Source organism: Sphingomonas sp. 10B4 (assembly GCF_035019905.1).
Lineage (GTDB): Bacteria > Pseudomonadota > Alphaproteobacteria > Sphingomonadales > Sphingomonadaceae > Sphingomonas > Sphingomonas glacialis.
Window position 1 is genome coordinate 21,502 of the sequence record NZ_JASJVC010000027.1, and the last position, 24,696, is coordinate 46,197.

At 66.7% G+C, this 24,696-nt stretch carries 30 protein-coding genes and 1 pseudogene; 21 read left to right on the forward strand and 10 right to left on the reverse strand.

What is annotated here, in order from left to right; translation table 11 throughout:
* Positions 1-91: 91 nt before the first annotated feature.
* From QN347_RS09995 to flgB, 7 genes are read right to left on the reverse strand one after another with little or no spacing between them, the layout of a single operon-like run.
* Positions 92-778 (reverse strand): flagellar basal body L-ring protein FlgH, encoded by a 687-nt coding sequence (locus QN347_RS09995; protein ID WP_322160915.1) that lies wholly within the window; start codon positions 776-778, stop codon positions 92-94.
* Positions 779-789: 11 nt separating this feature from the next.
* Entirely contained in the window at positions 790-1,578 is a 789-nt protein-coding gene (flgG, locus tag QN347_RS10000; RefSeq protein ID WP_010184707.1) for a flagellar basal-body rod protein FlgG, read from the reverse strand.
* A 14-nt stretch (positions 1,579-1,592) separates the two neighbouring features.
* The gene (locus tag QN347_RS10005) at positions 1,593-2,336 is read right to left on the reverse strand and encodes a flagellar basal body rod protein FlgF (RefSeq protein ID WP_189676999.1); all 744 of its coding nucleotides are present in this window, start codon (positions 2,334-2,336) and stop codon (positions 1,593-1,595) included.
* 23 nt (positions 2,337-2,359) lie between these two features.
* On the reverse strand, positions 2,360-3,607 hold the full coding sequence (locus QN347_RS10010) for a flagellar hook protein FlgE (RefSeq protein WP_133191627.1): 1,248 nt from the start codon (positions 3,605-3,607) through the stop codon (positions 2,360-2,362).
* 42 nt (positions 3,608-3,649) lie between these two features.
* A complete protein-coding gene (locus QN347_RS10015) occupies positions 3,650-4,333 on the reverse strand; it encodes a flagellar hook assembly protein FlgD (RefSeq protein WP_322160913.1) in 684 nt (227 codons plus the stop codon).
* A 1-nt stretch (position 4,334) separates the two neighbouring features.
* Complete coding sequence (flgC, locus tag QN347_RS10020) at positions 4,335-4,742, reverse strand: flagellar basal body rod protein FlgC (RefSeq protein ID WP_133191629.1); 408 nt, start codon at positions 4,740-4,742, stop codon at positions 4,335-4,337.
* Position 4,743: 1 nt separating this feature from the next.
* Complete coding sequence (gene flgB, locus QN347_RS10025; RefSeq protein WP_133191630.1) at positions 4,744-5,094, reverse strand: flagellar basal body rod protein FlgB; 351 nt, start codon at positions 5,092-5,094, stop codon at positions 4,744-4,746.
* A gap of 282 nt (positions 5,095-5,376) precedes the next feature.
* Here flgB and QN347_RS10030 point away from each other — a divergent pair, with 282 nt between their 5' ends.
* The 8 genes from QN347_RS10030 (at position 5,377) to QN347_RS10065 (ending at position 11,694) form a co-directional block, all read left to right on the forward strand.
* Positions 5,377-6,033, forward strand: a complete 657-nt coding sequence (locus QN347_RS10030; protein WP_322160912.1) for a MotA/TolQ/ExbB proton channel family protein — start codon at positions 5,377-5,379, stop codon at positions 6,031-6,033.
* On the forward strand, positions 6,030-6,620 hold the full coding sequence (locus QN347_RS10035; RefSeq protein WP_322160910.1) for a flagellar motor protein MotB: 591 nt from the start codon (positions 6,030-6,032) through the stop codon (positions 6,618-6,620). Before QN347_RS10030 ends, QN347_RS10035 begins: the two co-directional genes overlap by 4 nt.
* Positions 6,617-7,162: a flagella basal body P-ring formation protein FlgA gene (locus tag QN347_RS10040; protein ID WP_322160908.1), complete on the forward strand. Its 546-nt coding sequence runs from the start codon at positions 6,617-6,619 to the stop codon at positions 7,160-7,162. Before QN347_RS10035 ends, QN347_RS10040 begins: the two co-directional genes overlap by 4 nt.
* A 93-nt stretch (positions 7,163-7,255) precedes the next feature.
* Positions 7,256-7,543 carry a flagellar biosynthesis anti-sigma factor FlgM gene (locus QN347_RS10045; RefSeq protein WP_133191633.1) on the forward strand — a complete coding sequence of 96 codons (288 nt, stop codon included), beginning with the start codon at positions 7,256-7,258 and terminating at the stop codon, positions 7,541-7,543.
* Complete coding sequence (locus QN347_RS10050) at positions 7,540-7,890, forward strand: flagellar protein FlgN (protein WP_133191634.1); 351 nt, start codon at positions 7,540-7,542, stop codon at positions 7,888-7,890. Before QN347_RS10045 ends, QN347_RS10050 begins: the two co-directional genes overlap by 4 nt.
* A 60-nt stretch (positions 7,891-7,950) precedes the next feature.
* Positions 7,951-8,853, forward strand: coding sequence for a lytic transglycosylase domain-containing protein (locus QN347_RS10055; RefSeq protein ID WP_133191635.1), 903 nt, complete (start codon positions 7,951-7,953; stop codon positions 8,851-8,853).
* Between the two features lie 4 nt (positions 8,854-8,857).
* A complete protein-coding gene (gene flhA / locus QN347_RS10060) occupies positions 8,858-10,954 on the forward strand; it encodes a flagellar biosynthesis protein FlhA (protein WP_416194467.1) in 2,097 nt (698 codons plus the stop codon).
* Positions 10,951-11,694, forward strand: a complete 744-nt coding sequence (locus tag QN347_RS10065; RefSeq protein WP_133191636.1) for a sigma-70 family RNA polymerase sigma factor — start codon at positions 10,951-10,953, stop codon at positions 11,692-11,694. Before flhA ends, QN347_RS10065 begins: the two co-directional genes overlap by 4 nt.
* Here the strand turns inward: QN347_RS10065 and QN347_RS10070 are convergent.
* Entirely contained in the window at positions 11,691-12,974 is a 1,284-nt protein-coding gene (locus QN347_RS10070; protein WP_322160906.1) for a dicarboxylate/amino acid:cation symporter, read from the reverse strand. The two genes, QN347_RS10065 and QN347_RS10070, sit on opposite strands and share 4 nt — an antisense overlap.
* 74 nt (positions 12,975-13,048) lie before the next feature.
* Between QN347_RS10070 and glmM the strand changes: the two genes are divergently transcribed.
* The 7 genes from glmM (at position 13,049) to folP (ending at position 19,731) form a co-directional block, all read left to right on the forward strand.
* Positions 13,049-14,389: a phosphoglucosamine mutase gene (gene glmM, locus QN347_RS10075; protein ID WP_322160904.1), complete on the forward strand. Its 1,341-nt coding sequence runs from the start codon at positions 13,049-13,051 to the stop codon at positions 14,387-14,389.
* A gap of 157 nt (positions 14,390-14,546) precedes the next feature.
* On the forward strand, positions 14,547-14,777 hold the full coding sequence (locus tag QN347_RS10080; RefSeq protein ID WP_133191639.1) for a DUF1272 domain-containing protein: 231 nt from the start codon (positions 14,547-14,549) through the stop codon (positions 14,775-14,777).
* Entirely contained in the window at positions 14,774-15,553 is a 780-nt protein-coding gene (gene thiD / locus QN347_RS10085; protein ID WP_322160902.1) for a bifunctional hydroxymethylpyrimidine kinase/phosphomethylpyrimidine kinase, read from the forward strand. Before QN347_RS10080 ends, thiD begins: the two co-directional genes overlap by 4 nt.
* A gap of 2 nt (positions 15,554-15,555) precedes the next feature.
* Positions 15,556-16,164 (forward strand): ribonuclease HII, encoded by a 609-nt coding sequence (locus QN347_RS10090; RefSeq protein WP_322160900.1) that lies wholly within the window; start codon positions 15,556-15,558, stop codon positions 16,162-16,164.
* Between the two features lie 22 nt (positions 16,165-16,186).
* Positions 16,187-17,230 carry an alpha/beta hydrolase gene (locus QN347_RS10095; RefSeq protein WP_322160899.1) on the forward strand — a complete coding sequence of 348 codons (1,044 nt, stop codon included), beginning with the start codon at positions 16,187-16,189 and terminating at the stop codon, positions 17,228-17,230.
* A gap of 191 nt (positions 17,231-17,421) precedes the next feature.
* Positions 17,422-18,549 carry a site-specific DNA-methyltransferase gene (locus QN347_RS10100; protein WP_322164120.1) on the forward strand — a complete coding sequence of 376 codons (1,128 nt, stop codon included), beginning with the start codon at positions 17,422-17,424 and terminating at the stop codon, positions 18,547-18,549.
* 120 nt (positions 18,550-18,669) lie between these two features.
* Positions 18,670-19,731: a dihydropteroate synthase gene (gene folP, locus QN347_RS10105; RefSeq protein ID WP_322160897.1), complete on the forward strand. Its 1,062-nt coding sequence runs from the start codon at positions 18,670-18,672 to the stop codon at positions 19,729-19,731.
* Positions 19,732-19,755: 24 nt separating this feature from the next.
* Here folP and QN347_RS10110 read toward each other — a convergent pair whose 3' ends face one another.
* Both QN347_RS10110 and QN347_RS10115 read right to left on the reverse strand, forming a co-directional pair.
* On the reverse strand, positions 19,756-20,142 hold the full coding sequence (locus QN347_RS10110; protein ID WP_322160895.1) for a hypothetical protein: 387 nt from the start codon (positions 20,140-20,142) through the stop codon (positions 19,756-19,758).
* 96 nt (positions 20,143-20,238) lie between these two features.
* The gene (locus QN347_RS10115) at positions 20,239-21,663 is read right to left on the reverse strand and encodes a sigma-54-dependent transcriptional regulator (protein WP_133191645.1); all 1,425 of its coding nucleotides are present in this window, start codon (positions 21,661-21,663) and stop codon (positions 20,239-20,241) included.
* Positions 21,664-21,863: 200 nt separating this feature from the next.
* Between QN347_RS10115 and QN347_RS10120 the strand changes: the two genes are divergently transcribed.
* The 6 genes and pseudogenes from QN347_RS10120 to QN347_RS10145 form a co-directional block, all read left to right on the forward strand.
* On the forward strand, positions 21,864-21,992 hold the full coding sequence (locus QN347_RS10120; RefSeq protein WP_133191646.1) for an aa3-type cytochrome c oxidase subunit IV: 129 nt from the start codon (positions 21,864-21,866) through the stop codon (positions 21,990-21,992).
* 1 nt (position 21,993) lies between these two features.
* On the forward strand, positions 21,994-23,115 hold the full coding sequence (locus QN347_RS10125) for an NAD(P) transhydrogenase subunit alpha (RefSeq protein ID WP_322160893.1): 1,122 nt from the start codon (positions 21,994-21,996) through the stop codon (positions 23,113-23,115).
* A 9-nt stretch (positions 23,116-23,124) separates the two neighbouring features.
* On the forward strand, positions 23,125-23,373 hold the full coding sequence (locus QN347_RS10130) for a type II toxin-antitoxin system HicA family toxin (RefSeq protein WP_322160891.1): 249 nt from the start codon (positions 23,125-23,127) through the stop codon (positions 23,371-23,373).
* Positions 23,370-23,585: a type II toxin-antitoxin system HicB family antitoxin gene (locus QN347_RS10135; protein ID WP_322160889.1), complete on the forward strand. Its 216-nt coding sequence runs from the start codon at positions 23,370-23,372 to the stop codon at positions 23,583-23,585. Before QN347_RS10130 ends, QN347_RS10135 begins: the two co-directional genes overlap by 4 nt.
* Before the next feature lie 18 nt (positions 23,586-23,603).
* A complete protein-coding gene (locus tag QN347_RS10140) occupies positions 23,604-23,912 on the forward strand; it encodes a proton-translocating transhydrogenase family protein (RefSeq protein ID WP_140852216.1) in 309 nt (102 codons plus the stop codon).
* 483 nt (positions 23,913-24,395) lie between these two features.
* Positions 24,396-24,696: pseudogene (locus QN347_RS10145) on the forward strand (hypothetical protein); the annotation flags it as partial.

Below are 24,696 nucleotides of genomic sequence, written 5' to 3' on the forward strand. Positions count from 1 at the left end.
CGGGAGTCCCGCTTCTTGCCCGCGGTCCGAAGGAGAAGCGGGACCCCCGCTTTTGCGGGGGTGACGGGGGGGAGGGCGCGCAAAAGGGTCATCAGAAGGGGCTCACCACCGAGAAGAAGCGGCTCAGCCAGCCTTGGCGGCTCGCGCGCGCCACGTCGCCCTTGCCGGTATAGGCGATCTGCGCGTCGGCGACGCGCGTCGAGGGGATGCGGTTGTTGGCGTCGATATCGGCCGAGCGGACCAGCCCCTTGATTTGGACGAACTCGTCGCCGCGGTTGAGCGTGACGCGCTTCTGCCCTTGAACGAGCATCGTGCCATTCGAGAGCACCTTGCTCACCGTCACGCTGACTTCGCCCGACAGGCTGTTCGACTGGTCGGCGGCGCCGCTGCCGTTGAAATTGCGCGATCCGCTCATCGACACGTCGGTGCCCTGGAACAGCGCGAGCCGGCCGGTTGTCGGCGGGATCAGGCTGAGGCCGCCGCTCGAGCCGAGCTTTGAATTGGCCGATTTGGAGGCAGCGGTCGCCTCGACCAGCACGATCGTCAGCGGATCCCCGACGCGGCGCGCGCGCGTGCCTTCGTAGAGCGCGGCATAGCCGCTGCTCGCCTGGAAGATCGACCCGTTCGCCACCAGCGGCGCCTCGGGCTCGGCTGCGGGGAGTGCCGCCGAGAAATCGACCGGGGGCTTCTTCTTGCCGCCGAACAGGTTCGCTTGCGCGACCGTCGGCACCAAAGCGAGCGTCAGGACGCAGGCGATTCGGAGAGAGAGGGATGTCATGGTGTTAACCATCACAGATTTTGGTTAACATATTTCAGCATCTCGTCGGTCGCGGTGATCATTTTCGAATTCACCTCATAGGCGCGCTGCGTCTCGATCATGTCGACGAGCTCCTCGACGACGTTGACGTTCGATCCTTCGAGCTGCCCCTGGCGGATGTTGCCGCGGCCTTCTTGCCCCGCGATGCCGAGATTGGCCGCGCCCGACGCCGAGGTTTCGGCAAGGTAATTGTCGCCCTTCGACAGTAGGCCCGCGGCATTGGGGAAGCTCGCGACCTGGATCTGGCCGAGCTGGGTCGACGCCGACTGGCCGGGGACGGTCGCCGAGACGGTGCCGTCGGTGCCGACGGTGATCGCGGTCGCGCCTTCGGGGATCGTGATGCCGGGCTGGACTTGATAGCCCTCGCTCGTCACCAGCAGCCCTTCGGGGCTGCGCGAGAAATTGCCCGCGCGGGTGTAGCCGAGCGTGCCGCCGGGCAGCTGGACCTGAAAATAGCCATCGCCGTCGAGCGCCATGTCGAGGCTGTTGTTGGTCTGCTGGAACGACCCTTGCGTATCGATCCGCGCGGTGCCCTGGATCTTGACGCCGGTGCCGAGGTTGAGCCCCGTCGCGTATTTCGATTCCGAAGAGCTCGGCGCTCCGGGCGCGGTGACCGTCTGGTAGGCGAGCGTCTCGAACGCGGCCCGGTCCTTCTTGTACGCCGTGGTGTTCACGTTCGCGAGGTTGTTCGAGATGACGCGCATGCGCATGTCCTGGGCATCGATCCCAGTCCGCGCGATCTGCATGGCTGCACTACCCATGGTCTATTCCTTCTTCAGCTTGGCAGCCGCATCAGCGATGCGCTGGATTCATCCATGTCCTTGGCCGACTTCATCAGATTGGCCTGGACCTCGTAGCTGCGCTGGTTCTCGATCATGTCGACCAGCGCCTGAGTCATGTTGACGTTCGATCCCTCGAGCGCGCCGCTCTCGATCTTCGCGTCGACATCGGCGGGGAGCACGCCGCCGCCGCGCACGTAGAGCAGATTGTCGGTGCCCTTGACGGTGTCCGACCCCTTGGCGCTGGCGATCTTGAGCGTGTCGATCACTTGCGGATTCTTGATGTCGCCGCCGATCGGAATGATCGAGATCTCGCCGCTCTGCGAGATACTGACGCTTTGTGCCGGCGGGATGGTGATCGGGCCCCCCGACCCGATCACCGGGAAGCCGTCGCCAGTCTGGAGCACGCCCGAAGGCGCGATTTCCAGATCCCCGCGGCGCGTATAGGCTTCGGTCCCGTCGGTCGCCTGGACGGTCAGCCAGCTGTCGCTTGCCACCGCGACGTCGAGCGGACGCCCGGTCTGCTGGATCGTGCCGGCCTTGCGGTCGGCATCGACCACTTCGGCCGACGCGGGCGTACGCGTGTCGAAATCGGAGCCTTGCAAGGACAGCCGGTCGAACACGACGCGATCGGCGCGAAAACCGATCGTCGAGGCGTTCGCCATATTGTTGGCGATCGCGGCCTGCGACGCGAGATGCGCCTTGAGCCCCGAGGCCGCGGTGTAAACCAGCTTGTCCATGCGCTACCCCAATCGCCTCCCGATCAGCCCTGAATCTGGATGATCGTCTGCGAGATCTGGCTGGCGGTATCGAGCGCCTTGGCGTTGGCCTGGAAGTTGCGCTGCGCCGCGATCAGATTGACCAGTTCCTCGGTGATATCGACGTTCGACCCCTCGAGCGTGCCCGACAGCATCGAGCCGAAGCCGTTCTCGTTGGCGGCGCCGAGCGTCGCCTGGCCCGAAACGCCGCTCGCCGACCAATAGCTGTTGCCCATCTGGCGAAGGCCCGTTGGATCGGCGAAATTGGCGAGCGCGACCTTGCCGAGCGCGACGGTGTCGCCGTTCGAGTAATTGGCCGAGACGATGCCCTGCGTATCGACCGACACGCCGGCGAGCATGCCGACCGAAGACCCGTCGACGCTGCGCGTATTGACCGCGAACGCCGTCGAGGCCTGCGTCGAACCCGCCAGATTGACCGTCAGCGTCTGCGAGACGCCGCCGGTGCCGGGCATGAAGGCGTCATAGGCAATCGCCGCGGTCGGCGCGGTGAGCTTGCCGTCGCTGCCGAACGTCACGGGCGTTCCCGCGGTCGATCCGCCGACGGTCAATTCCTTGTCGCCGGCAAAGCTGTGCACCGTCCAGGCATTGTCCGCGGTCTTGACATAATAGTTCGTGAGCGTGCTCGCCTTGCCCGACGAATCGTAGATCGTCGACGTCGTCGTGCTGTTGTAGCTCGCGGCGTTGGTCGGGCTGAAGGTCGCGGACGGCACGCTCGCGGCGGCATAGAGATTGACGCCGAGCGCGACCTTGCCGGTCGCCACCGGGGTGCCGCTCGTCTCGGCCAGGTTGAGCGCGCTCAGCCCCGCCGCGCCCGTTGCGGTGGCGTTGCCCTTGGCATCGACTGGATAGCCGAGCAGCGCCGACCCTTGCGCGTCGACGATGTTGTGCGTCGCTGGATCGACCTTGAAGCCGCCGTTGCGGGTATAGGCGGTGGTGGGATTGAGCCCGGCGGTCTTGACCGTGAAGAAGCCGTCGCCGGTCACCGTGAGATCGAGCGCGCCACCGGTGGTCTTGAGATTACCCTCGGTGAATTGCTGTTGGTTCGCTTTGACGACCACGCCCGACCCGACGAGCTTGGTCGGATCGGTCGCGATGCTCGAGGCGATCACGTCGGCGAAATTGGTGCGGCTCTTCTTGAAGCCGTCGGTCGAGACGTTGGCGAGGTTGTGGCTGACGGTCGAGAGTTCGGTCTGCGCGGCCTGCAGGCCGCTGAGCGAGGTGTAGAAGGACATGGCGGGCTCCTGAGAATCTTGGAAGAAAGCGGGGGAAGGGCGTCAGCCGACTTGGCGAACCGCACTCAGCGCGACCTGGCCGACACCGGGGACGGTGAGCGTCGGGCTGCCAGTGGCGGGAACCGAAACGGTGGAGACCGGCGCCCACACCAGATTGCGGCCGGCGACGCTGCCGCTGGCGCTGCTCGCGCTGACCGAGACGGTGAAGGGGCCGGCGCCGGCGTCGGTGCCGCTCGCGGTCTTGCCGTCCCAGTCGTAATTGATCGTGCCGGCCTTCTGCGCGCCGAGGTCGAGCGTGTTGAGCAACTGGCCGTTGGCATCCTTGATCGCGACGCGGACTGCGCTCGCATCACCGTCGATCTCGGCCGCGCCGGCGATGCCGCCGCTGGTCCGGCCGTAGGCGGTGCTGCCTTCGGTGAGGATCGTCTTGCCGACATAGGACAGCGCGTCGGCGGTGCTGGTGGCGCCGAGCTTGGTCTGGATCGCCTTCAAGGTCGTGCCCATGTCGGCGATGCCCGAGGTGCTGGTGATCTGCGCGAGCTGCGCGACCATCTGGCTGTTGTCGGTCGGCGAGAAGGGATCCTGGTTCTGCAGCTGCGCGGTGAGCAGCTTGAGGAAATCCGACGTGCCAAGCGAGGTCGACTTGGCGGTGGCCGCTGCGGCCGAAGTCGACTTCGTCGCGCTGATGCCGAGGCTGGAGAGCGTGGAATCGAAGGTGCTGGCCATGTTAGCGTCCCATCTTGAGGGTATCGAGGATCAGCGATTTCGCCGTCTGCATGACCTCGACATTGTTCTGGTAGGTGCGCGAGGTCTCCATCATGTCGACCAGTTCGCGCGTTTCATCGACCGCCGATTCCCAGACGTTGCCGTCCTTGTCGGCGAGCGGATGCGACGGATCGTAATGTTTCGACGGCGTCTCGCCGGCGGTGACGATGCTTTCGACGTTGACCGTCGCGAGGCCCGAGGCCTTGTCGTACTGCGTGCGGAAGATCGGCTTGATCGTGCGGTAGGCGGTCTCGGCGCTGGTCGTGACCGAACCGGCATTGGCGAGGTTCGACGCGGTCGTGTTCATCCGCACGAGCTGCGCGGACATCGCGCGCCCGGCGACTTGGAAGATCGTGAGAGGATCGGCCATTCTATTCGCCTCGCAGTGCACGGGTGATCTGGCTGATCCGCCCGTTGAGGAAGGAAAGCGTCGTCTGATAGGCGACGGCGTTCTCGGCAAAGGCGGTCTGCTCGGTCGCGAGCTCGACGGTGTTGCCATCGAGCGAAGGCTGTGAGGGCACGCGATATTGCAGCGCGCCGGTGATGCTCGCATTGCCGCCGCCAGCATTTTCGACCGCGGCGAGCGCGGTGTGGAAATCGACGTCCTGCGCCTTGAAGCCCGGCGTCGAGGCGTTGGCGATGTTCGACGCGAGCACGCCCATGCGCTGCGAACGCACTTCGAGGGCTGACCCATGTACTCCGAACAAACTGTCGTTGGGCATCGCCCGTCTCCAGCGCCTTATTGCGCGAAAGGGTATCAGCAAGGGGCGTGCCAAATGGAGTATGGGCGTGAAATGCGGCATTCGGCGGGAGCGGGCGGCAAAGGCTTGCCGGAAGGCGGCAATACGATTGCCGGTTGTCGCCCCGGCGCAGGCCGGGGCCGCTGCGACGTGAGAGAGCTGGCGTAGCGCGCGGGTGACGCCGTGCGCGGTCCCATGGCGGCCCCGGCGCGGCCGGGGCGACGCGGGGATGAAACTGGCCCGCGCCTTGCAGTGAGTCCCGCGATGACAGCGCTCCTTGCCCCCTTTCTCGATCCGCTCGCCTTCGCCATCGTCGGTGGGGGGACGCTCGCGGCGATGGTGCTGCGCACGCCGGCGCGCGACTTGGCGGGCGGGTTTGCCGCGCTCGGGTCACTTGCCGGCGTGCGGTTCGATGCCGATCCTTTGCTCGACCAGATCGCTGCCTTCGGCCGCATCGCCAAGCGCCACGGCGTGATGGCGCTCGACCGCTCCGTCATCGCCGACCCCGACATCGCCGCCGCGGTCGCCGCGATCGTCGATGGCGCGACGCCCGAGGATGTCGCCGAACTGCTCCGCCAGCGCCGCCGCGCGCGCACCGAACGCGCCGTGGCGTCTGCGGAACTGTGGTCGGGCGCGGCCGAGACCGCGCCGGCGATGGGGATGGTCGGCACGCTGATCGGCCTCGTCGGCATGTTCGTGAAGATGCAGGATCCCGCCGCGATCGGTGCGGCGATGGCGGTCGCCTTGCTCGCCACGCTCTATGGTGCGGTGCTCGCTAATCTCGTGCTTGCGCCGATCGCCGCGCGGCTGCGCCGCCATGCCCGCGACGAGGCGATCGAGCGGTTGCGGCTCGATCCGCCGCTTATCGCGCTCGCCGCGCGCGAGCGGCCGCGCGGTGCCGCGCTGATGGAAGTCGCATGACCGCCGCTGCCTTCGAGGACGCGCTGCCCGAGCTCGGTTCGAGCCGGCCGGTGTGGCTGATGACGCTCGCCGATCTGGCGCTTCTGCTGATCGGCTTCTTCGTGTTTCTCCAGGCGAGCCAGACGCTCGACCGGCATGCGCTCGCCAAGGGCCTGCGCGAGGGTTTCGGCGTGCGCGACAGCGCGCGGACCGAGCCCGCCGATCCGATCGCGGTGTCGGTCGGCGCGTTGCGCGGCTTTGCGCCGGGCTCGGCAGTGGCGACGGAGTCGCCCGCCGCGCTGATTGCCTGGGCGCGCGAGGCGACGCGCGACCGCCGGGTGACCTTGCGGATCGCGGGCGCGGTCGATGGCTCGCCTGGCGATGTCGACCCCGTGACCGGGAGCGGCGCGATGCTCGCCGCCGATCGCGCGCGCGCGGTGGCGACGCTGCTGCTCGTCGCGCATGCCGTTCCGGCCGATCGCCTCACGATCGTCTCCACCGCGCGACCGCTGGGCCGATCGGTGACTGTTTCCACCGGCTTTGCCGGGGCCGGCACGCGCTTGCCGCCCGGCAACCCCAATTTGCCGCCTCAAAGGACCCCGCGATGATTCGTCGTCTCCCCTTGCTCTTGCTCGCCGTCGCCGCGCCGCTCGCCGCGACAGCGCCGCGGGCCTTCCAGGATACCACCGCGCTCGACCGCGCCGTGACCGCCTTTGCCGGGCACGGCATTGGCGACGAAGGGGGCGCGCGCACGCCGATCGACAGCCGACTGAAGCTGGCCGCCTGTCCGATGGTGTCGCTGGCGTGGCGCTCCGAGGTGCATGATGCCGTGGTCGTGACGTGCACCGGGCCCGAATGGCGGATGTATGTGCCGATGAAGCTGCCCGTGGCGGCGCCCAAGGGTGCCGCGCCGCTCGTCCTGACGCCAAGCGAAGTCAGCGCGTCGCGCCCCGTCTATGTCATCAAGCGCGGCGATCCGGTGACGATCAGTGCGGGGTCGCGCGGCTTTTCGATCACGCGCGATGGCATTGCGGTCGGCGATGCCGTCGCGGGCGGGCGCTTCCTCGTCAAGATCGACGCCGCCAAGGCACCGATCCAGGCGGTCGCGATCGACAGCGGCCGCGCGACGCTGCCGGGCTGGACCGAATAAGCGGCACTGCCAAAAAAGCGCGAAATCTTTTCTTAAGGTCCGCGCGCATCGGTCGTTCCTCTCTATGTCAGCGAGAACCGCGAAGGTGCAGACATGGTAGATGCAATCGGATCCAAGGCAGTCACACCGCACGACCGGCTGGTCGTGCCGGTAGCCGCTGCAGCAAAGCCCGCGGCGACGGTCGAGCGGCGGAGCGACGCGGTGGCCCAGCAGCGCGAGCTGTCGGCGATCGCCTTCGACTTCGGCAAGCCAAGCGCCGCCGAGACCGAGCGCGTCGACGAAGTCCGCCGTGCGGTGCGCAACGGAACGTACCCAATCTCCCCTGAAACGATTGCCGACCGGATGCTCGCTTTGAAACTGTATTGGAGCCCGAACAAATGAGCGTCCCGACGCGGCGCGACGCGCTGATCGGCGTGATCGAAGCGCTCCATGCCGAGATCGGTGCGTTGAAGGTCAACGACGTTGCCGCGCTCGAGCGCGCGACCGCCGACAAGCTCGCCGCGATCGAGGCGGTTGCCGCGTTCGGCCAGGCGCCCGCCGGCGATGAGCTGCGCGCGCTTGCCGAGGAAGCGCATCGCTTGAACGAAACCTGCAGGATTTACGTCAATCTGATGGCGGCAAATGTTCGCCGCCGCCTGCAAACCTTGACCGGTTCTGCCGGTGTCGCGACCGGGTCGGGCCCCGGAACGGTCTATCGCCCCGGCATGGGGCTCGCCGCTTACGCCTGATTAAGCATCTTGGCACGACCCTTGCTGTGCTTGCCGTGAAGACGCGCAAGCAGGGGTCCGATGCCTTTCAATCCACTTTCCATTCTGAACGGGGCGGTTGATGCGACCGGCGCTGGCGGTGCGATCCGCAACGCCATCGCCAATGCCAGTCAGAAGACCGGCATCGACTTCAACTATCTGCTGGGGCAAGCCAAGCTCGAGAGCGGACTGAATGCCTCGGCCAAGGCCGGGACGTCGAGTGCGCGCGGGCTGTACCAGTTCGTCGACCAAAGCTGGTTGCGCGTCGTGAAAGCGCACGGCGCCGAGAACGGCCTCGCCTGGGCCGCCAACGCGATTACGACGGGTGCCGGCGGGCATGCCACGGTCTCCGATCCGACGATGAAGCGCGCGATCCTCGCGCTGCGCAACGATCCGGCGGCGGCGTCGCTGATGGCGGCCGAACATGCCAGCGACAATAAGGACGCGCTCGAAAGCGCGACCGGGCGCACCGCGACCGGCACCGATCTCTATATGGCGCATTTCCTCGGGCTCGGCGGCGCGCGCTCGTTCCTGACGACGATGCAGGCCAATCCCGACAAGAGCGGCGCGGCGATGTTCCCCGCCGCCGCCCGCGCCAATCGCGGCGTGTTCTTCAATTCCGATGGCAGCGCGCGATCGCTCTCCGACATTTACAGCCGCTTCTCGGCCAAGCTCGGCAAGAGCATCGAGGGCGCCAGCGCACCCGCAACGTCGGGCCTGGCCGCGACGCGGCTTGGTTCGTGGGGCGCCGACGTCATCCCCGGCAATGCCGAAACCTCTACCTCGGACGCGACGATCTGGGCGCAGTCGACGCTCGAGCGCTTGGGCGGCGCGATGGGCAGCTCGACGACGCAGATGGCATCGAACTCAGCCGCCAGCTTGCTCCGTCCGACGCCGGCGAACGCGCGGCTCGCGTACATGTTGCTCGCGCAGATGGGGGCGTAACTAAGTGGCGATTGCTCTGACAGCTCCCGCCGGAAAGGCGGGCGGGATCCTGCCGCTGCTGCGTTCGGCAGCGCTCCCCGTCGCGATCCTGTTGCTCGTCGTGCTGATGGTCGTGCCGATCCCGGCGGCGATGCTCGACGTGTTCTTCATCATGAACATCACGATCAGCCTCGCGGTGCTGATGGTCAGCCTCAACGCCCAAAAGCCGCTCGATTTCTCGGCCTTTCCGACCGTCCTGCTGTTCGCGACGCTGTTCCGTCTCAGCCTCAACGTCGCCTCGACGCGCGTCGTGCTGGTCCACGGGCATGAGGGCGAGAGTGCCGCGGGTCATGTGATCGAGGCGTTCGGCACCTTCCTGATCGGTGGCGATTATGTCGTCGGCCTGTTCGTCTTCGCGATCCTCGTGATCATCAACATGATCGTCGTCACCAAGGGTGCGGGTCGCGTATCCGAAGTGTCGGCGCGCTTCACGCTCGATGCGTTGCCCGGCAAGCAGATGGCGATCGACGCCGATCTCAACGCCGGGTTGATCACCCCCGAGGAAGCCAAGCTGCGCCGCGTCGAAGTCGCGACCGAGGCCGATTTCTACGGGTCGATGGACGGTTCGTCGAAGTTCGTGAAGGGCGACGCGGTCGCGGGCCTGCTGATCCTCGCCGCAAACATCGTCGGCGGGTTGATCCTGGGTCCCGTCAGCCACGGCATGACGATCGCGGCGGCGGCGCACAATTACGTGCTGCTCGCGATCGGCGATGCGCTTGTGGCCCAAATCCCGTCGCTGATGCTGTCGATCGCCGCGGCGGCAATCGTGACGCGCGTCCAGTCGACGATGGATCTCGCCGGCCAGATCGGCAGCCAGTTCGGCTCGGCGCGGACTTGGACCCCGGTCGCGATCATCCTCGGGCTGCTCGGCGTGATGCCGGGGATGCCGCACCTCATCATCCTGCCTGCCGCTGGCCTTGCCGGCTTTGCCGCGTGGAAGATGCGCCAGGCCTCGCGCCGCCCCGCGCTGGTCGAGATCGTGCCGGCCGAGCCGATCGATTATTCGAAGATCGGCTGGGACGAAGTCGCCGACACGATGCAGGTCAATCTCGACATCGGCTATGGCCTGGTGCCGCTGGTCGACGAGCGTCGCGGTGCGCCGCTGATGGGGCGGATCACGGGGGTGCGGCGTCAGCTGTCGAAGGACATGGGCTTCGTCATTCCGCAGGTCCGCGTGCGCGACGACATCAACCTCGCGCCGTTCGCCTATCGCATCATCGTCGGCGGCGTCGTCGTCGGCGAGGACAGCGTCTCGCCCGACGAGATGCTCGCGCTCGATACCGGCCAGGCGGTCGGCGGGCTGATGGGCAAGCGCGCCAAGGACCCGACCTTCGGGCTCGACGCGGTGTGGATCGCGCCGAGCGACGCCGATGCCGCGACCGGCGCGGGCTATCTCGTGGTCGATCCGGGCACGGTGATGGCGACGCATCTCAACCATCAGCTCGGCGTCCATGCGTCCGAACTGCTCGGCCCCGACGAAGTCCAGGCGCTGCTCGACGGGCTCAAGGAGCGCGCGGCGAACCTGGTCGCGTCGCTCTCGCCCAATCCGTTGCCGCTCACCACGCTCACCCAGGTGCTGCGCGGGTTGCTCGCGGAGAACGTGCCGCTCAAGGAATTCCGGCGGATCGCCGCCGCGATCGCGGTCGCGGCGCAGAAGACGCTCGATGCCGACGAGATCATCGAGATGATCCGCCCGGCGCTCGGCGGGCTGATCATCGGCAAGCTGTGCGGCGTGCGCGAGCCGCTGCGCGTGATGACGCTCGAGGGGCAGCTCGAAGGGCTGCTCGGCCAGGCGATGCGCGGCGATCCGTCGAAGCGCCATACGATCGAGCCCGATCTCGGCCGCCGCATCGTCGATGCGCTGCAGAATGCCGCGCAGCCGCTGATCAACGAAGCCAAGCCATTCGCGCTCGTCGTCCAGCCCGCGATCCGCGTCGCGATCCGCAAGCTCGTCAAGACCTGCCTGCCCGATATCCCGGTGATGAGCTTCTTCGAAGTCCCCGAGGACAAATCGGTCGAAGTCGTCGCCGTGATCGGCGCAGCCGGAGCGGTCCCAGCATGACCGCACAGCCCAACCCCGCGCTTTTCGCCGACGCCCAGCCGCTGGTCTATGGCCGCACCGCCGCGCCCGACATGAACGTGCTGGCGCGCAAGCATCTCCCGCTCGTCCGGCGGATCGCGCGGCATATCCATGGCAGCATGTCGTCGGCGGTCGAGGTCGAGGATCTCGTCCAGACCGGGATGGTCGCGTTGGTCGAAGCGGCCGCTGCGTTCGAGGATCGCGGGCAAGTGACCTTCGAACAATATCTCGCCACGCGCGTGCGCGGCGCGATGATCGACGCGCTGCGCCGCAGCGCGACGATCACGCGCGGCGCGATGCAAAGGAAACGCCTGTATGCCGAGACCGTCGCGATGCTGACCACCGAACTCGGCCATGCGCCCGATGCGGCGCTCGTCGCCGCGCGGATCGGCGTGACGCCCGAGAAGCTGCGGCTCGATTATGCCAATGCCCAGCCGGTGCGGATGGAGCCGATCGACGATGTGTATTCGGACGAGGGCCCGTGGTTCGCGAGCGAGGAGCCCGACGCGTTCGCCCACCTCTCCGACGAGCAGGAGCGCGACACGCTGATCGCCGCGATCGCCAGCCTGCCAGAGCGCGAGGCGCTGGTCATCCAGCTGTATTATGTCGAGGAGTTCAACCTCGAGGACATCGGCTCGGTGATCGGTGTCGGCGCGGCGCGGGTGTGCCAGATCAAGGCGTCGGCGCACGCCCGGCTCAAGAAAGCCATGCTGCGCCGCTAGGCGGGATCGCGCAGCAGCGCATCGGCAGCGGTTTCTGGCGCGGCGGTGCTCCGCGCCGCCACCGTCAGCGTGACCGCCATGTCGAAGATGACGTTGCCGAGCGTGCGGAAGATATCGGGCATCGTCTCGACCGCGACGAGCAGCCCGAGCGGCGCGACCGGCACGCCGAGCGTCACCGCGAGCGGCGCGATCGCGCTGATGAAGCTCACTTGCCCCGGCAAGCTGACCGACCCGAGCGAGGTGAGCACCGCGATCGCGGTCGCCGCGCTCAGCGTCGCGAAGGTCAGCGGCACGCCGAACCACGAAGCGACATAGATCGCCACCGCGAGGTTCATCGCCGGCCCGGTCGCGCGCAGCATCGCGACGGCGAGTGGCAGGACCACGCCCGAGGTGGCGACGGGAACGCCCAGCGCCTCGGTACTGCGCAGCATCGCGGGCAGGCTGGCGAGCGAGCTCTGCGTGCTGAGCGCGACCGCGAGCACTGGCGCCGAGCCGCGCAGGAAGCGGCCGAGCGCGATCCGTCCGCCCCACACCGCGAGCGGCAGCGCGAACAGGCTGACGACGATTCCGACGGCCGAGACCGTCGCGACGTAATGGAACAGCGCGCCGACCGCGGCGGTGCCGGTCTTGGCTGCAACGCTCAGCGCAAGCGCGAAGACGCCGATCGGCGCGATCCAGATGATCCAGCCGATCATCACCAGCATCGCATCGCGGATCGCCGCGAAGAAGCTGGTCAGGATGTCACGGCCGGTGCGATCGATCTTGGTGAGCGCAAAGGCGAAGACGAGCGCGAACAGGATCAGCGAGAGGAACGCGCCGTTGGCAGCAGCGGCGACGACGTTGCTCGGCACCATGCCGGCGAGGAATTCCCCGAGCGGCGGCACCGGGCCGGCGGGCGCTGCATCGACCAGCGCACCCCGCAGCGCCTTGGCCGATGCAGCGGGCATCGGCACGATGCGGAGGAACAGCGGCGTGAGGATCGCCGAGGCGACCGCGCTCGAGATCATCACGACGAGGATGATCGCGATCGAGCGCGCCGCGATCGCACCGCTTTGCGCCGCCGCCGTCGTCTCGGCGATTCCGGTAACGAGCAGCGCGAAGACGAGCGGAATGACCGTCATCTGCAAGCCGTTGAGCCACGCAGAACCGATCGGTCCGGCAATCGCCGTGACGGTCGGGACGGCGCCCGGCAGCCCTGCTGCGAGCGCGGTGCCGAGCGCGAGCCCGGCCACGAGCGACAGCAAAATCCGGGTCGATGGGGTGTTCAACTTCGCCGACATGCTCGCCCTTGTCATTGCGGGACGCGGTCGAACGCCCCAAAGAGGAACCCGCATAACCGAATGGACGCGCGCGCATGGCAAGAAAATATTTCGGCACCGATGGGATTCGTGGACTCACCAACACAACGCCGATGACCGCGGCGATGGCGATGAAGGTCGGGATGGCCGCGGGCGCGCACTTCCGGCGCGGGGATCACCGCCACCGCGTCGTGATCGGCAAGGATACGCGGCTGTCGGGGTACATGCTCGAATCGGCGATGGTCGCCGGGTTCACCTCGGTCGGGATGGACGTCGTGCTGCTCGGGCCGATGCCGACGCCCGCCGTCGCGATGCTGACGCAGTCGATGCGCGCCGATCTCGGCGTGATGATCTCGGCGAGCCACAATCCGTATTTCGACAACGGCATCAAGCTGTTCGGGCCCGATGGCTACAAGCTCTCCGATGCCGACGAACTCGCGATCGAGGCGTTGATCGACGGCGATATCGATCTTTCGCCCGCCCCCGAGATCGGCCGCGCACGCCGCGTCGACGATGCGCAGGGGCGCTACATCCATTTCGCCAAATCGACCTTCCCCGAGAATATGCGGCTCGACGGCATGAAGATCGTCGTCGATTGCGCGAATGGCGCGGCGTACCGTGTCGCGCCGACCGCCTTGTGGGAATTGGGGGCCGAGGTCGTCGCGATCGGTGTCACGCCGAACGGCAAGAACATCAACGACGGCGTCGGCTCGACCGCGCCGACGCTGCTGTGCGAAACCGTCGTGAAGACGGGCGCGCACCTCGGCATTGCGCTCGACGGCGATGCCGATCGGCTGATCGTGGTCGATGAAAAGGGCCATGTCGTCGATGGCGACCAGCTGATGGCGACGATCGCAAGTGGCTGGGCGCGCAGCGGGCGGTTGAAGAATGGCGGGTTGGTCGCGACGGTGATGTCGAACCTCGGGCTCGAGCGGCACCTTGCGGCGCAGGGTATCGGCATGGTGCGCACGAGCGTGGGCGATCGCCACGTGCTCGAGGCGATGCGCGCGCAGGGGTATAATGTCGGCGGCGAGCAGTCTGGGCACATCATCCTGTCGGATTATGCGACGACCGGCGATGGCTTGGTGGCGGCGCTGCAGATCCTCGCCGAGCTCGCCTGGGCGGGGGCACCGGCGAGCGAGCTGCTGCATCGCTTCGAGCCGCTGCCGCAATTGCTCAAGAACGTGCGCTTTGCGGGTGGCAAGCCGCTCGACGACGCGGCGGTCAAGGCGGTGATCGCGCAGGCCGAGGTCGAGCTGAAGGGCAGGGGGCGGCTGGTGATCCGTCCGTCGGGCACCGAACCGGTGATCCGCGTGATGGCCGAGGGCGACGACCCCGCGCAGGTCGAAGCGGTGGTCGATCGGATCTGCGAAGCGGTGCGCGTCGCGGCTGGCTGAAAGCTCTCCCCCGTCTTTCTGCTCCCCTCCCGCTTGCGGGAGGGGCTGGGGGAGGGCAGTGCGGCATGCGATGCTGCCTCTTTGCTAGGCCAGCCCCTTCCCTAACCCCTCCCGCAAGCGGGGGGGCAGGAGAGGCCGAGGGGAAAAGGAAGACACGATGCTCGAAATGCGCCCCGATTGCGAACGGTGCGGCACCGATCTCCCGGCCGATGAGGCAGGGGCTTTCATCTGCTCGTTCGAATGCACCTTTTGCGCGCAATGCGCCGAAAAGGCCGACGACCGTTGCCCCAATTGCGGCGGCGAGCTGATGGATCGCCCCGCGCGCGTCGATGATTTGCTCGAGCGGCACCCCGCATCGACCGTGCGGCGCTTCAAGCGGCCGCAATGAGCCGCGCTGCCACGCCGCGCATCCTGATCATCGCCGGTTCGGATTCGGGCGGCGGCGCTGGGGTCCAGGCCGACATCAAGACGGTGACGATGCTCGGCGGCCACGCGATGACCGCGATCACGGCGATCACCGCGCAGAATACGCTCGGCGTCCAAGCGGTGCTTCCGGTGCCGACCGACATGGTGATCGCGCAGATCGAATCGTGCGTGTCGGATATCGGCGTCGATGCGGTGAAGATCGGGATGATCGGATCGGCCGATACCGCGCATGCGGTGGCGGATGTGTTGGAAAAGCTCGACGTGCCGATCGTGTTCGATCCCGTCATGGTCGCGACCAGTGGCGATGTGCTGGCCGATGCGGAGACGATTGCGGCGTTCGAGCGGCTGATGAGGCTCGCTTCTGTGGTAACGCCCAATCTGCCCGAACTAGCAGCGCTTGGCGGTGAGGGGGCGGTGCTCGCGCATGGTTGCCACTTGGTCGCCAAGGGTGGTCATTCCGACGGACATTGGATCGTCGATCGTTTGCTGTCGCCGACCGGTGAAATCGATCGGCTCGAAGCGAAACGCATCGATACCGACGACACCCACGGCACCGGTTGCACCTTCGCCAGCGCGCTGGCGTGCGGGCTGGCACAAGGCCTCGATATCTCAGCGGCCTTTCGCCAAGCCGTTCGATTCGTGCGCATCGCCTTGATTTCAGCGCCTGGCCTCGGTCAGGGTCATGGGCCGATGGGGCATTCGCTCGGGGTTAATCCGTTCGAAGAACTGGAGGGCTGATCATGCCCAGCCTCAGACACGAAAAGCTCTGCCTCGCTCCCGTAGCGGGCGTGGATGAAGCCGGGCGCGGGCCGCTCGCCGGGCCGGTCGTGGCTGCTGCCGTCATTTTGCCGGCCAAGGGCATCCCGCGCGGCATCAACGATTCAAAGAAGCTGCCCGCGGCCGAACGCGCGCGGCTGCACGACCGCCTGCATGGCTGCGCGCTGGTCGGTATCGGCATTGTCGAGGCGGACGAAATCGACACGCTCAACATCTATTGGGCGACGATGAAGGCGATGACGTTGGCGGTGGAAGCGCTCGGCTGCGCGCCGGGTCACGTGCTGGTTGATGGCAACCGGCTGCCCAAATGGGGCTTCGCTGCCACCCCGATCGTGAAGGGCGACGCGATCAGCCTGTCGATCGCCGCTGCGTCGATCATCGCCAAGCACACGCGCGACACGCTGATGCTCGGTTATGCCGAGACCTATCCGCACTATGGCTGGCACAGCAACAAGGGCTATGGCGCGCCCGATCATCTGCGCGCGTTGCGCGAACACGGGCCGTGTCCGCTGCATCGGCGCAGCTTCGCACCCGTTGCGGCGGCGTGCGATCTGTTGCACGCGCTGGGCTAGCCTCAGGCATCGGAGGGTCCAGATGAAGCGCCTCAGTCACATCCTTATGAGCGCACTCCTGCTGCTGGGTTCCAGCGCCGGTGCGCAAGTTCCTGCTCCCAAACCGGCAACGAACCCGGCGCTCGACGCCTATGCCAGCGCGGCGTATTCGATCCGTCTGACGGACGGGCGGACGATGCACCTCACCTGCATGGGCACTGGCAGCCCGACGGTGATCCTGACCGCGGGCCTGGGCGATTGGGGCGTCTCGTGGGGCTTGGTCCAGCCGGATATCGCAAAGCACACCCGCGTCTGCGCCTGGGATCGTGCTGGGTTCGGGCTGAGCAGCCCGAGCAAGGCACCGCAAACCGTCGATGCCACCGTCGCCGATCTTGAAGCGGCGCTGCGGCGCGGGCGGATCACTGGGCCCTATGTGCTGGTCGGCCATTCGATGGGCGCGTATGAGACGCTGCGCTTCGCCGACCGGCACCGCGTTCAGGTCGTCGGGATGGTGTTGGTCGATCCGAGCTTCCCCGACCAGGGCGCGCGGTTCGCGCGCGAGCTTCCGGCCTTTACCTCTGCCGGTGCCGAATATGAAGCGGGCGGCCTGCGCGCGATGCGGCATTGTGCCGACCTGGTCGCCAAGCCCGATCACAGTTCGACCGAGATCGGGCGCTGCGTTAAGTATCCGGCGGATTTTTCGCCGCTTCTTCGTGCTACGATTACCGCGCTCAGTTATGATCCAAGGCGCTTCGCCACGCAGGTCTCGCTGAGCGAATCGTTCGACCGTAGCAGCGCGATGATGGTCGATCCGCACCGACGCTATGGCGCGATGCCGCTGCGCGTGCTGACCGCGTCGGATGGCCCGGATCTGCCGCCCGATCTGGTCGCCGCGCGCGCCGAATTGCCACGCATGGCCGCGATCTGGGGGGCGGAGCATGATCGGTTGGCTGCGCTGTCGACGATTGGCACCAACCGCATCGTCGATGGCACCTCGCATTACATCCACCGAATCAAGCCAGAGCGCGTCGTCGCTGAGGTCGACGCGGTGATCGACGCGGCGCGCGCGAAATCGCCGCGGAAATAGCATCGCCCGAGTCTTTTGCGTCACACCCCAGAGGTTGCGCCTGTGGATAAGTGCGGACTCAATATCTGGTTCGTTTCCCGAAATGTTCCGCCAAATTAACGGAATCTCAAGGTTTTTCGTTAACCAATGTTCGCTTGACGCGAGTCTCGTTGCTGGCAGGGATGCCCGTCACACACGAAGGGACGACGACGATGGGGGTTTTGGAGAAGATCAGGACGGCAGCGCCACGCGCGGTCGAGGCACCGGTGCAGCTCCCGCTCGACCAGATCCTGCGCGGCGACTGCATTGCTGCGATGCGCGCGCTGCCGGCCAAGTCGGTGGACCTGATCTTCGCCGATCCGCCCTACAACCTCCAGCTCGGCGGCGACCTGTCGCGGCCCGATGGCAGCCATGTCGATGCGGTCACCGACGAATGGGACAAGTTCGATTCGCTCAGCGCCTATGACAAGTTCACGCGCGAATGGCTCGCCGAGGCGAAGCGCATCCTCAAGGACAATGGCGCGATCTGGGTGATCGGATCGTATCACAACATCTACAAGGTCGGCGCGGCGATCCAGGATCTAGGCTATTGGATCCTGAACGACATCGTCTGGCGCAAGACCAACCCGATGCCCAATTTCAAGGGCACGCGCTTCACCAACGCGCACGAGACGCTGATCTGGGCGTCGATGGGCGAGAAGTCGCGCTACACCTTCAACTATCGCAGCATGAAGACGCTCAATGACGAGCTGCAGATGCGCTCCGACTGGGAATTCCCGACGTGCGGCGGGCAGGAGCGGTTGAAGCGCGACGGCGTCAAGGTTCACCCGACGCAGAAGCCCGAAGCGCTGATCTACCGTATTCTGCTCGCGTGCACCAAGCCCGGCGACGTGGTGCTCGATCCGTTCTTCGGTACCGGCACGACGGGGGCTGTCGCCAAGCGGCTCGGCCGGCACTGGATCGGGATCGAGCGCGAGAGCGACTATATCGCGGCGGCCGAAGAACGCATCGCGGCGGCGCTGCCGCTCGATGAATCGGCCCTCAAGACGATGCAGAGCCCCAAGGCCGCACCGCGCGTAGCCTTCGGTACGATCGTCGAGAATGGTATGCTGGTCGCGGGCGCAGTGCTGGTCGATGCCAAGCGCCGCTACAGTGTCACGGTGCGCGCCGATGGCTCGGTCATCAGTGGCGACCAGACGGGGTCGATCCATAAGCTCGGCTCGGTGTTGCAGGGGGCGCCGGCGTGCAACGGCTGGACCTTCTGGCATCACGAGACGCCCGAGGGGCTTAAGCCGATCGATACGCTGCGGCAGACCTATCTGCTGGCGACGCAGATCTAGGCGTCGCCCCGGCGGAGGCCGGGGCCGCCAGGCAGTTGCGCGCAACAGAGGTTTCGCGTCAACAGGGGTTTCGCGTCAAACGCAGCGGCCCCGGCCTCCGCCGGGGCGACGGGATGATCTATGAGCAGTCTCCACCTCCGCCCGATCCAGTTCGTCGACACGCCGGTCGACCGCGACGGCGAGGTCGCGCGGCTGGCCGGCGGGATGCTGTGGTTCTCGGCCTATGAGGTGATCGAGGACGGGCATCGCCGGACGGTGCCGATCGCCGATCTCGCCACGCTGCTGCGCGACGACCGCGCGGCGCGGCTGCACGCAGCGATTATCGCCCCGCGCGCCGCGCTCACGCTCGGCGAGCGGACGCTGCGGTTCGATCAGCCGTCGGTGTGCGGCATCCTCAACGTGACGCCCGACAGTTTCTCCGATGGCGGAAGCGTGTCGGATGATCCTGCAGCAGCAGCGAGCGCCGGTGTCGCGATGGCGGCGGCGGGGGCGGCGCTGATCGACGTCGGCGGCGAATCGACACGGCCGGGCGCGGCGACGGTGTGGGAGGGCGACGAAATCGCGCGCGTCGTGCCCGTGATCGAACGACTCGCGCGCGCGGGTACGCTGGTGTCGATCGACACGCGCAAGGCCGCAGTAATGGAGGCGGCGCTCGCGGCGGGGGCGGCGATCGTCAACGATGTCGCGGCATTGCTGTGGGATGATCGCGCGCTCGACGTCGTCGCCAAGGCGGGGTGTCCGGTGGTACTGATGCACTCACCCGATCCGGCCAAGGGACCGCATGGCGGGCAGGGCTATCGCGATGTCGTGGTCGAGGTGTTCGACTGGCTCGAGGCGCGGATTGCCGCGGTGGTGACAGGCGGGGTCGCACGGTCGCGGATCATCGTCGATCCGGGCGTGGGCTTTGGCAAATCGCTCGCCGATAATCTGGCGCTGATGAATGCGCTGACCATCTTTCACGGGCTCGGCTGTCCGATCCTGCTCGGCGCGAGCCGCAAACGCATGATCGGAGCTTTGTCGAACGAAGCACCGGCAACCGAGCGGCTGGGGGGATCGATTGCGCTCGCGCTGACTGGGGTGATGGCGGGCGCGCAGCTGCTGCGCGTCCACGATGTACCCGAAACCGTCCAGGCGATGCGGGTATGGCGCGGTCTTCGCGACCGCGCCCTGGTCGGGCGGTAGCCTCAGGCTACCACCCGGATCCGATCAGCACCCGTTCTTGCGGTTCTGGGCGGCGTCATGACGTTTGTCGAGCGTCCTGCCGAGCAGCGCGCCGCCGACGCCGCCAGCGACCGTCCCGAGCAGACCGCCACCGAGGACGTTCCCCGCAACCGCACCGCCAACGCCACCGGCAACCGCGCCGGTCGTGCCGCTGCTGCGCTTGCAGGGGTAGTAGCGGCCATCCTGGCCACGATAGGTACGCTCGTCGCGGCGGTTGTCGCGGCGGTCATCGTCGCGACGGTCATAGCGACGATCGTCGTCGCGACGATCGTACCGACGGTCGTCGTAGCTCTGCGCGGACGCGGCGACAGGTGCCATGCTGGGGACGAGGGTGGCAGCGGTCAGCGCTGCGAGGATCAGTTTGTTACGCATGAGAATACATACTCCTTTGCCGTACCAACTCTCTGAGGCGCGGGTGTGTCCGTAGCGGGACGAAATTTGCGACGAATCGTTGTGGCGAAAGGCAGGTCAGGCGGCGGCGTTGTCGATTCCGAGCTCGCCGAGCTTGCGATACAGCGTCGAGCGCCCGATCCCGAGCCGCCGCGCGACCTCGGTCATGCGCCCGCGATAATGGCCGATCGCGAGGCGGATGACATCGGCCTCGATCTCCTCGAGCGCACGCAGATTGCCATCGGCGTGGAACAGCGTAACGCCGCCGCTCGTCGCCATCGGCATGGGGGTCGGCGTGGTGTGACGCTGTCCGCCGAGCGCTGCGATCTGCGGAAAATCGACGCGCGTCAGCGCCGCGCCGTCACACAGCACCGCCGCGCGGAACAGGGCGTTCTGAAGCTGCCGGACGTTGCCCGGCCAATCGTATCGTCCGAGCAGCGCCAGCGCATCGTCGGTGATACCAAGCGGGCGGAGCCCCGGCTGCTCGGCGATCCGCGCGAGCAAATGGCGCGCGAGCGCCGGGATGTCGCCGGCGCGTTCGCGCAAAGGTGGGATTGTCACCTGGACGACGTTCAGGCGGTAATAGAGGTCCTCGCGGAAGCGGCCGGCCTCGACTTCCTCGATCAGCCGCTTGTTGGTCGCGGCGATGACGCGGACGTCGACCTCGCGCGTATGGCGCGCGCCGATCGGCTGGATTTCGCCCGATTGCAGCACACGGAGCAGTTTGACCTGCGCCTCGAGCGGCATCTCGCCAATCTCGTCGAGGAACAGCGTGCCGCCATCGGCTTCCTGGAAGCGCCCGATCTTGCGCTCGAACGCGCCGGTGAACGCGCCTTTCTCGTGCCCGAACAGCTCGGATTCGATCAAGTTCGGCGGCAGCGCGCCGCAATTGATCGCGACCATCGCCTTTTTACCACGGGGGGACGCGGCGTGGATCGCCTCGGCGACGACTTCCTTGCCGACGCCGCTCTCGCCCTCGACGAGCACCGGCACGCGGGCGCGGGCCGCTTTGGCGGCGATGGCGAGCGCGGCGCGGAAATCGGGGGCGGAGCCGACGATCTCGTCGAACGCGAGCAAAGCGGGGATCTTTTCGGTGAGCGGGCGCAATTCGCCAGCCGCCTTGCCAGCGACCGCGGCGTCGAGCGCGGTGAGAAGCCGCTCGGGGGCGAGTGGCTTTACGAGGAAATCGGTCGCGCCGCTGCGCATTGCCGCGACGGCTTGTGCCACCGATCCGTTGGCGGTGAGCAGCAGCAGCGGAAGTGCGGGGCGACGGCGGCGGATCTCGTCGATCAGCGCGGTCGGGTCGGCTTCGGGCGCCCATTGGTCGAGCAGGATCGCGTCGAGCTGCATCCCGTCCTGCGTACCGAGCATCGCGATCGCCATCTCGCCATCGGCGGCGAACACCGCCCGCCAGCCGCGCCGCGCTGCGATCGCCGCGACGAGCCGCCGCTGTGCGGGCTCGTCGTCGATCAACATCAGCAGCCGCTGTCCGTTACGCGTCATGCGTCCATCCCATTCGTGTCAAATCCAGTGCAAAGCATACCGCCAAGGTGTGAAAGCGCCCTTAAACGCCCCGCCATGGGACGCGCGGGACACAAACGCGCGTTTGGCAATGCGAATGCGCGGGGGTTGAGGCGCAGGCGTGTGCAAGCTAAGCACAAGGACGAACCGGGGAACTACCCCGTCTTGCAGGGGATGGAACGATGGCTGCCGAGAATGACATGCAGGTCCACCGCGCGACCTATGACAAGGTCATGAGCGTCATGAAATATGGCGCGGTCGCGGTCTTCATCATCGCTTTCGTGGTGGTGTGGCTGGTTTCGGGCAAGTAGAATGAAGATTGCCGTCCTCCGCGAAACCGTCGAGGGCGAGCGCCGCGTTGCCGCGACCCCAGAAACGGTCAAGAAATTCTTGGCGCTCGGCGCGACCGTCGCCGTCGAGATCGGCGCGGGCGCGACCGCGTCGATCGCCGATGCCGATTATACGGCGGTTGGCGCGACCGTCGCTGATCGCGCGGCGACGCTCGCGGGGGCCGAGATCGTCCTTGGCGTGCAGGGGCCGTCGGCCGATGCGCTGGCGGGCGTGGCGCCGGGCGCCTGGCTCGTCGCCGGGCTCAACCCGTTTGGCGACCGCGCGCGGATCGACGGCTATGCCGCCGCCGGGCTCGAAGCGCTCGCGATGGAGTTCATGCCGCGCATCACGCGCGCGCAGTCGATGGATATCCTGTCGTCGCAGTCGAACCTCGCCGGGTATAAGGCGGTGCTCGACGCCGCGGGCGTCTATGGCCGCGCCTTCCCGATGATGATGACCGCGGCGGGCACCGTGTCGGCCGCGCGGGTGTTCGTGATGGGCGTCGGCGTGGCCGGCCTGCAGGCGATCGCCACCGCGCGGCGCTTGGGCGCGCAGGTCTCGGCGACCGACGTGCGCTCGGCGACCAAGGAGCAGATCCAGTCGCTCGGCGCCAAACCGATCTTCGTCGAGAACGTCGCCGGCATCGAGGGCGAGGGCTCGGGCGGCTATGCTGGCGAGATGAGCCCCGAATATCAGGCGGCGCAGGCCGAACTGGTCTCCGGCCATATCGCCAAGCAGGATATCGTCATCACCACCGCGTTGATCCCGGGGCGCCCCGCGCCACGGCTGATCTCGGCGGCACAGGTGGCAAGCATGAAGCCCGGTTCGGTGATCGTCGATCTCGCGGTCGAGGCGGGCGGCAATGTCGAGGGCGCGGTTGCGGGCGAGGTGGTCGTGGTCAACGGCGTGTCGATCGTCGGCTATCGCAACGTGCCGTCACGGCTTGCGGCCGATGCGTCGGCGCTGTTCTCGCGCAACCTGTACAATTTCCTCAATGCCTTCTGGGACAAGGAGGCCGGCAAGCCCGTGCTCGACGCCGAGATCGGCGATGCGATCCGGCTGACGCAGGGCGGCAAGGTCGTCAACGCGCGGTTGCTGGGATGATGCGGGCTCGTGGCCAATGCCGACAAACTCCTCGAGCGCATGCGCGCCAACCCGCGCGATTGGCGGATCGAGGATGTGGCGGCGCTGTGCGACGGGTTCGGGATCGCTTGCGCGCCACCGCGCAAGGGGTCACATTATAAGGTGAAGCATGTCGAGCGACCCGAAATCCTGACGATCCCGGCGCATCGGCCGATCAAGCCGATCTACATTCGGGAGCTCGTACGGTTCGTCGACGCAGTGCAGGGATTACGGAGATGAATCCGTTCGATTACGAAGTCGACATCCTGCCGCTCTCCGCCGCGGATGGCGGCGGCTATACTGCGGTTGCCCCGGAACTTCCGGGCTGCCGTTCCGATGGCGAGACCCCGCAAGAGGCGCTCGACAATATCTACGACGCGATCGGGTGCTGGATCGAGGCGGCGCAGGAATTGGGGCGTCCCGTCCCGCAACCCCGCCGCGCCGCCGCCTGACCGACTGGGGGACTGACTATGGACTTCATCTCGATTCTCTCGATCTTCGTGATGGCCTGTTTCGTCGGCTATTACGTCGTCTGGTCGGTCACGCCGGCGCTCCACACGCCGCTGATGGCGGTGACCAATGCCATCTCCTCGGTGATCATCGTTGGCGCGCTGATTGCGGCTGCTGCAGCCGGTATCGGTGGTGGCGGGGCGACGTCGAAATGGCTCGGGCTGCTTGCCGTCGTGCTGGCGAGCGTCAACATCTTCGGCGGCTTTGCGGTCACTGCGCGGATGCTGGCGATGTACAAGAAGAAGGCGCCGGCGGCGGCGAAGCACTAATTTCGTCACCCCGGCCTTGTGCCGGGGTCCACTCATCCACTGACGCTGGGGCAAATGGCGCGGTGGACCCCGGAACAGGTCCGGGGGGTATAGTGATAGCTGGGTGAAATAGCATTCCTGACCACACAAAGCTTTAGACGAGGCGCTAATGTCCAGCTTAGTGGTTTTCGACGTTCTGTTTTTAGGGGTAGCCGTCCGCAAACCGGCCCTTACACCGGAGAAGCTAGGAACGATCCGCAAGCTCCTCGCTGTCGGCGATAAGCCGAGTGCGGTGGCAAAGCTGCTGGGATTGGGTTCTCGACTTTCTAACGTCATTTCCCGGCAGGAGCCCGGTGATAGCAGCGTGCGCCCAAAGTCAAACCTTGAGCTTGAAGCCCATTGCCGTTGGCGGAAACGGGGCAGGCTTGCGACCCACCCCCCCATGCGGCAAGGTGGTCGGATAGCTCGCACGTCCAGAGCATCACAACGGGTTGCAATAACCACATGAGCTTGAAGCTATCCCTGTCCAAGACAAAGACAGAAGAGGACGTGAAAGACGCTTATATCAAAGCACTTGGCCTTACGGCGTACAACAAGGGCTTGGTCGATATCCAGACGGAGGAAATCTGGTTTGAGGCAAAAGGCGAAGGAACGCCCACTGTCATCATGTTTACTCAGTTATTGTTTTATGTCCGGGCCGCACGGAAAGCCGGCGAACGCATCCCGCCGTTCCTAGTGGTTCTCGCCTTACATTTGAGTCCGATTAGGGATTCCCGTCGACGTTTTGGCGTGCGAGTCATCGGGG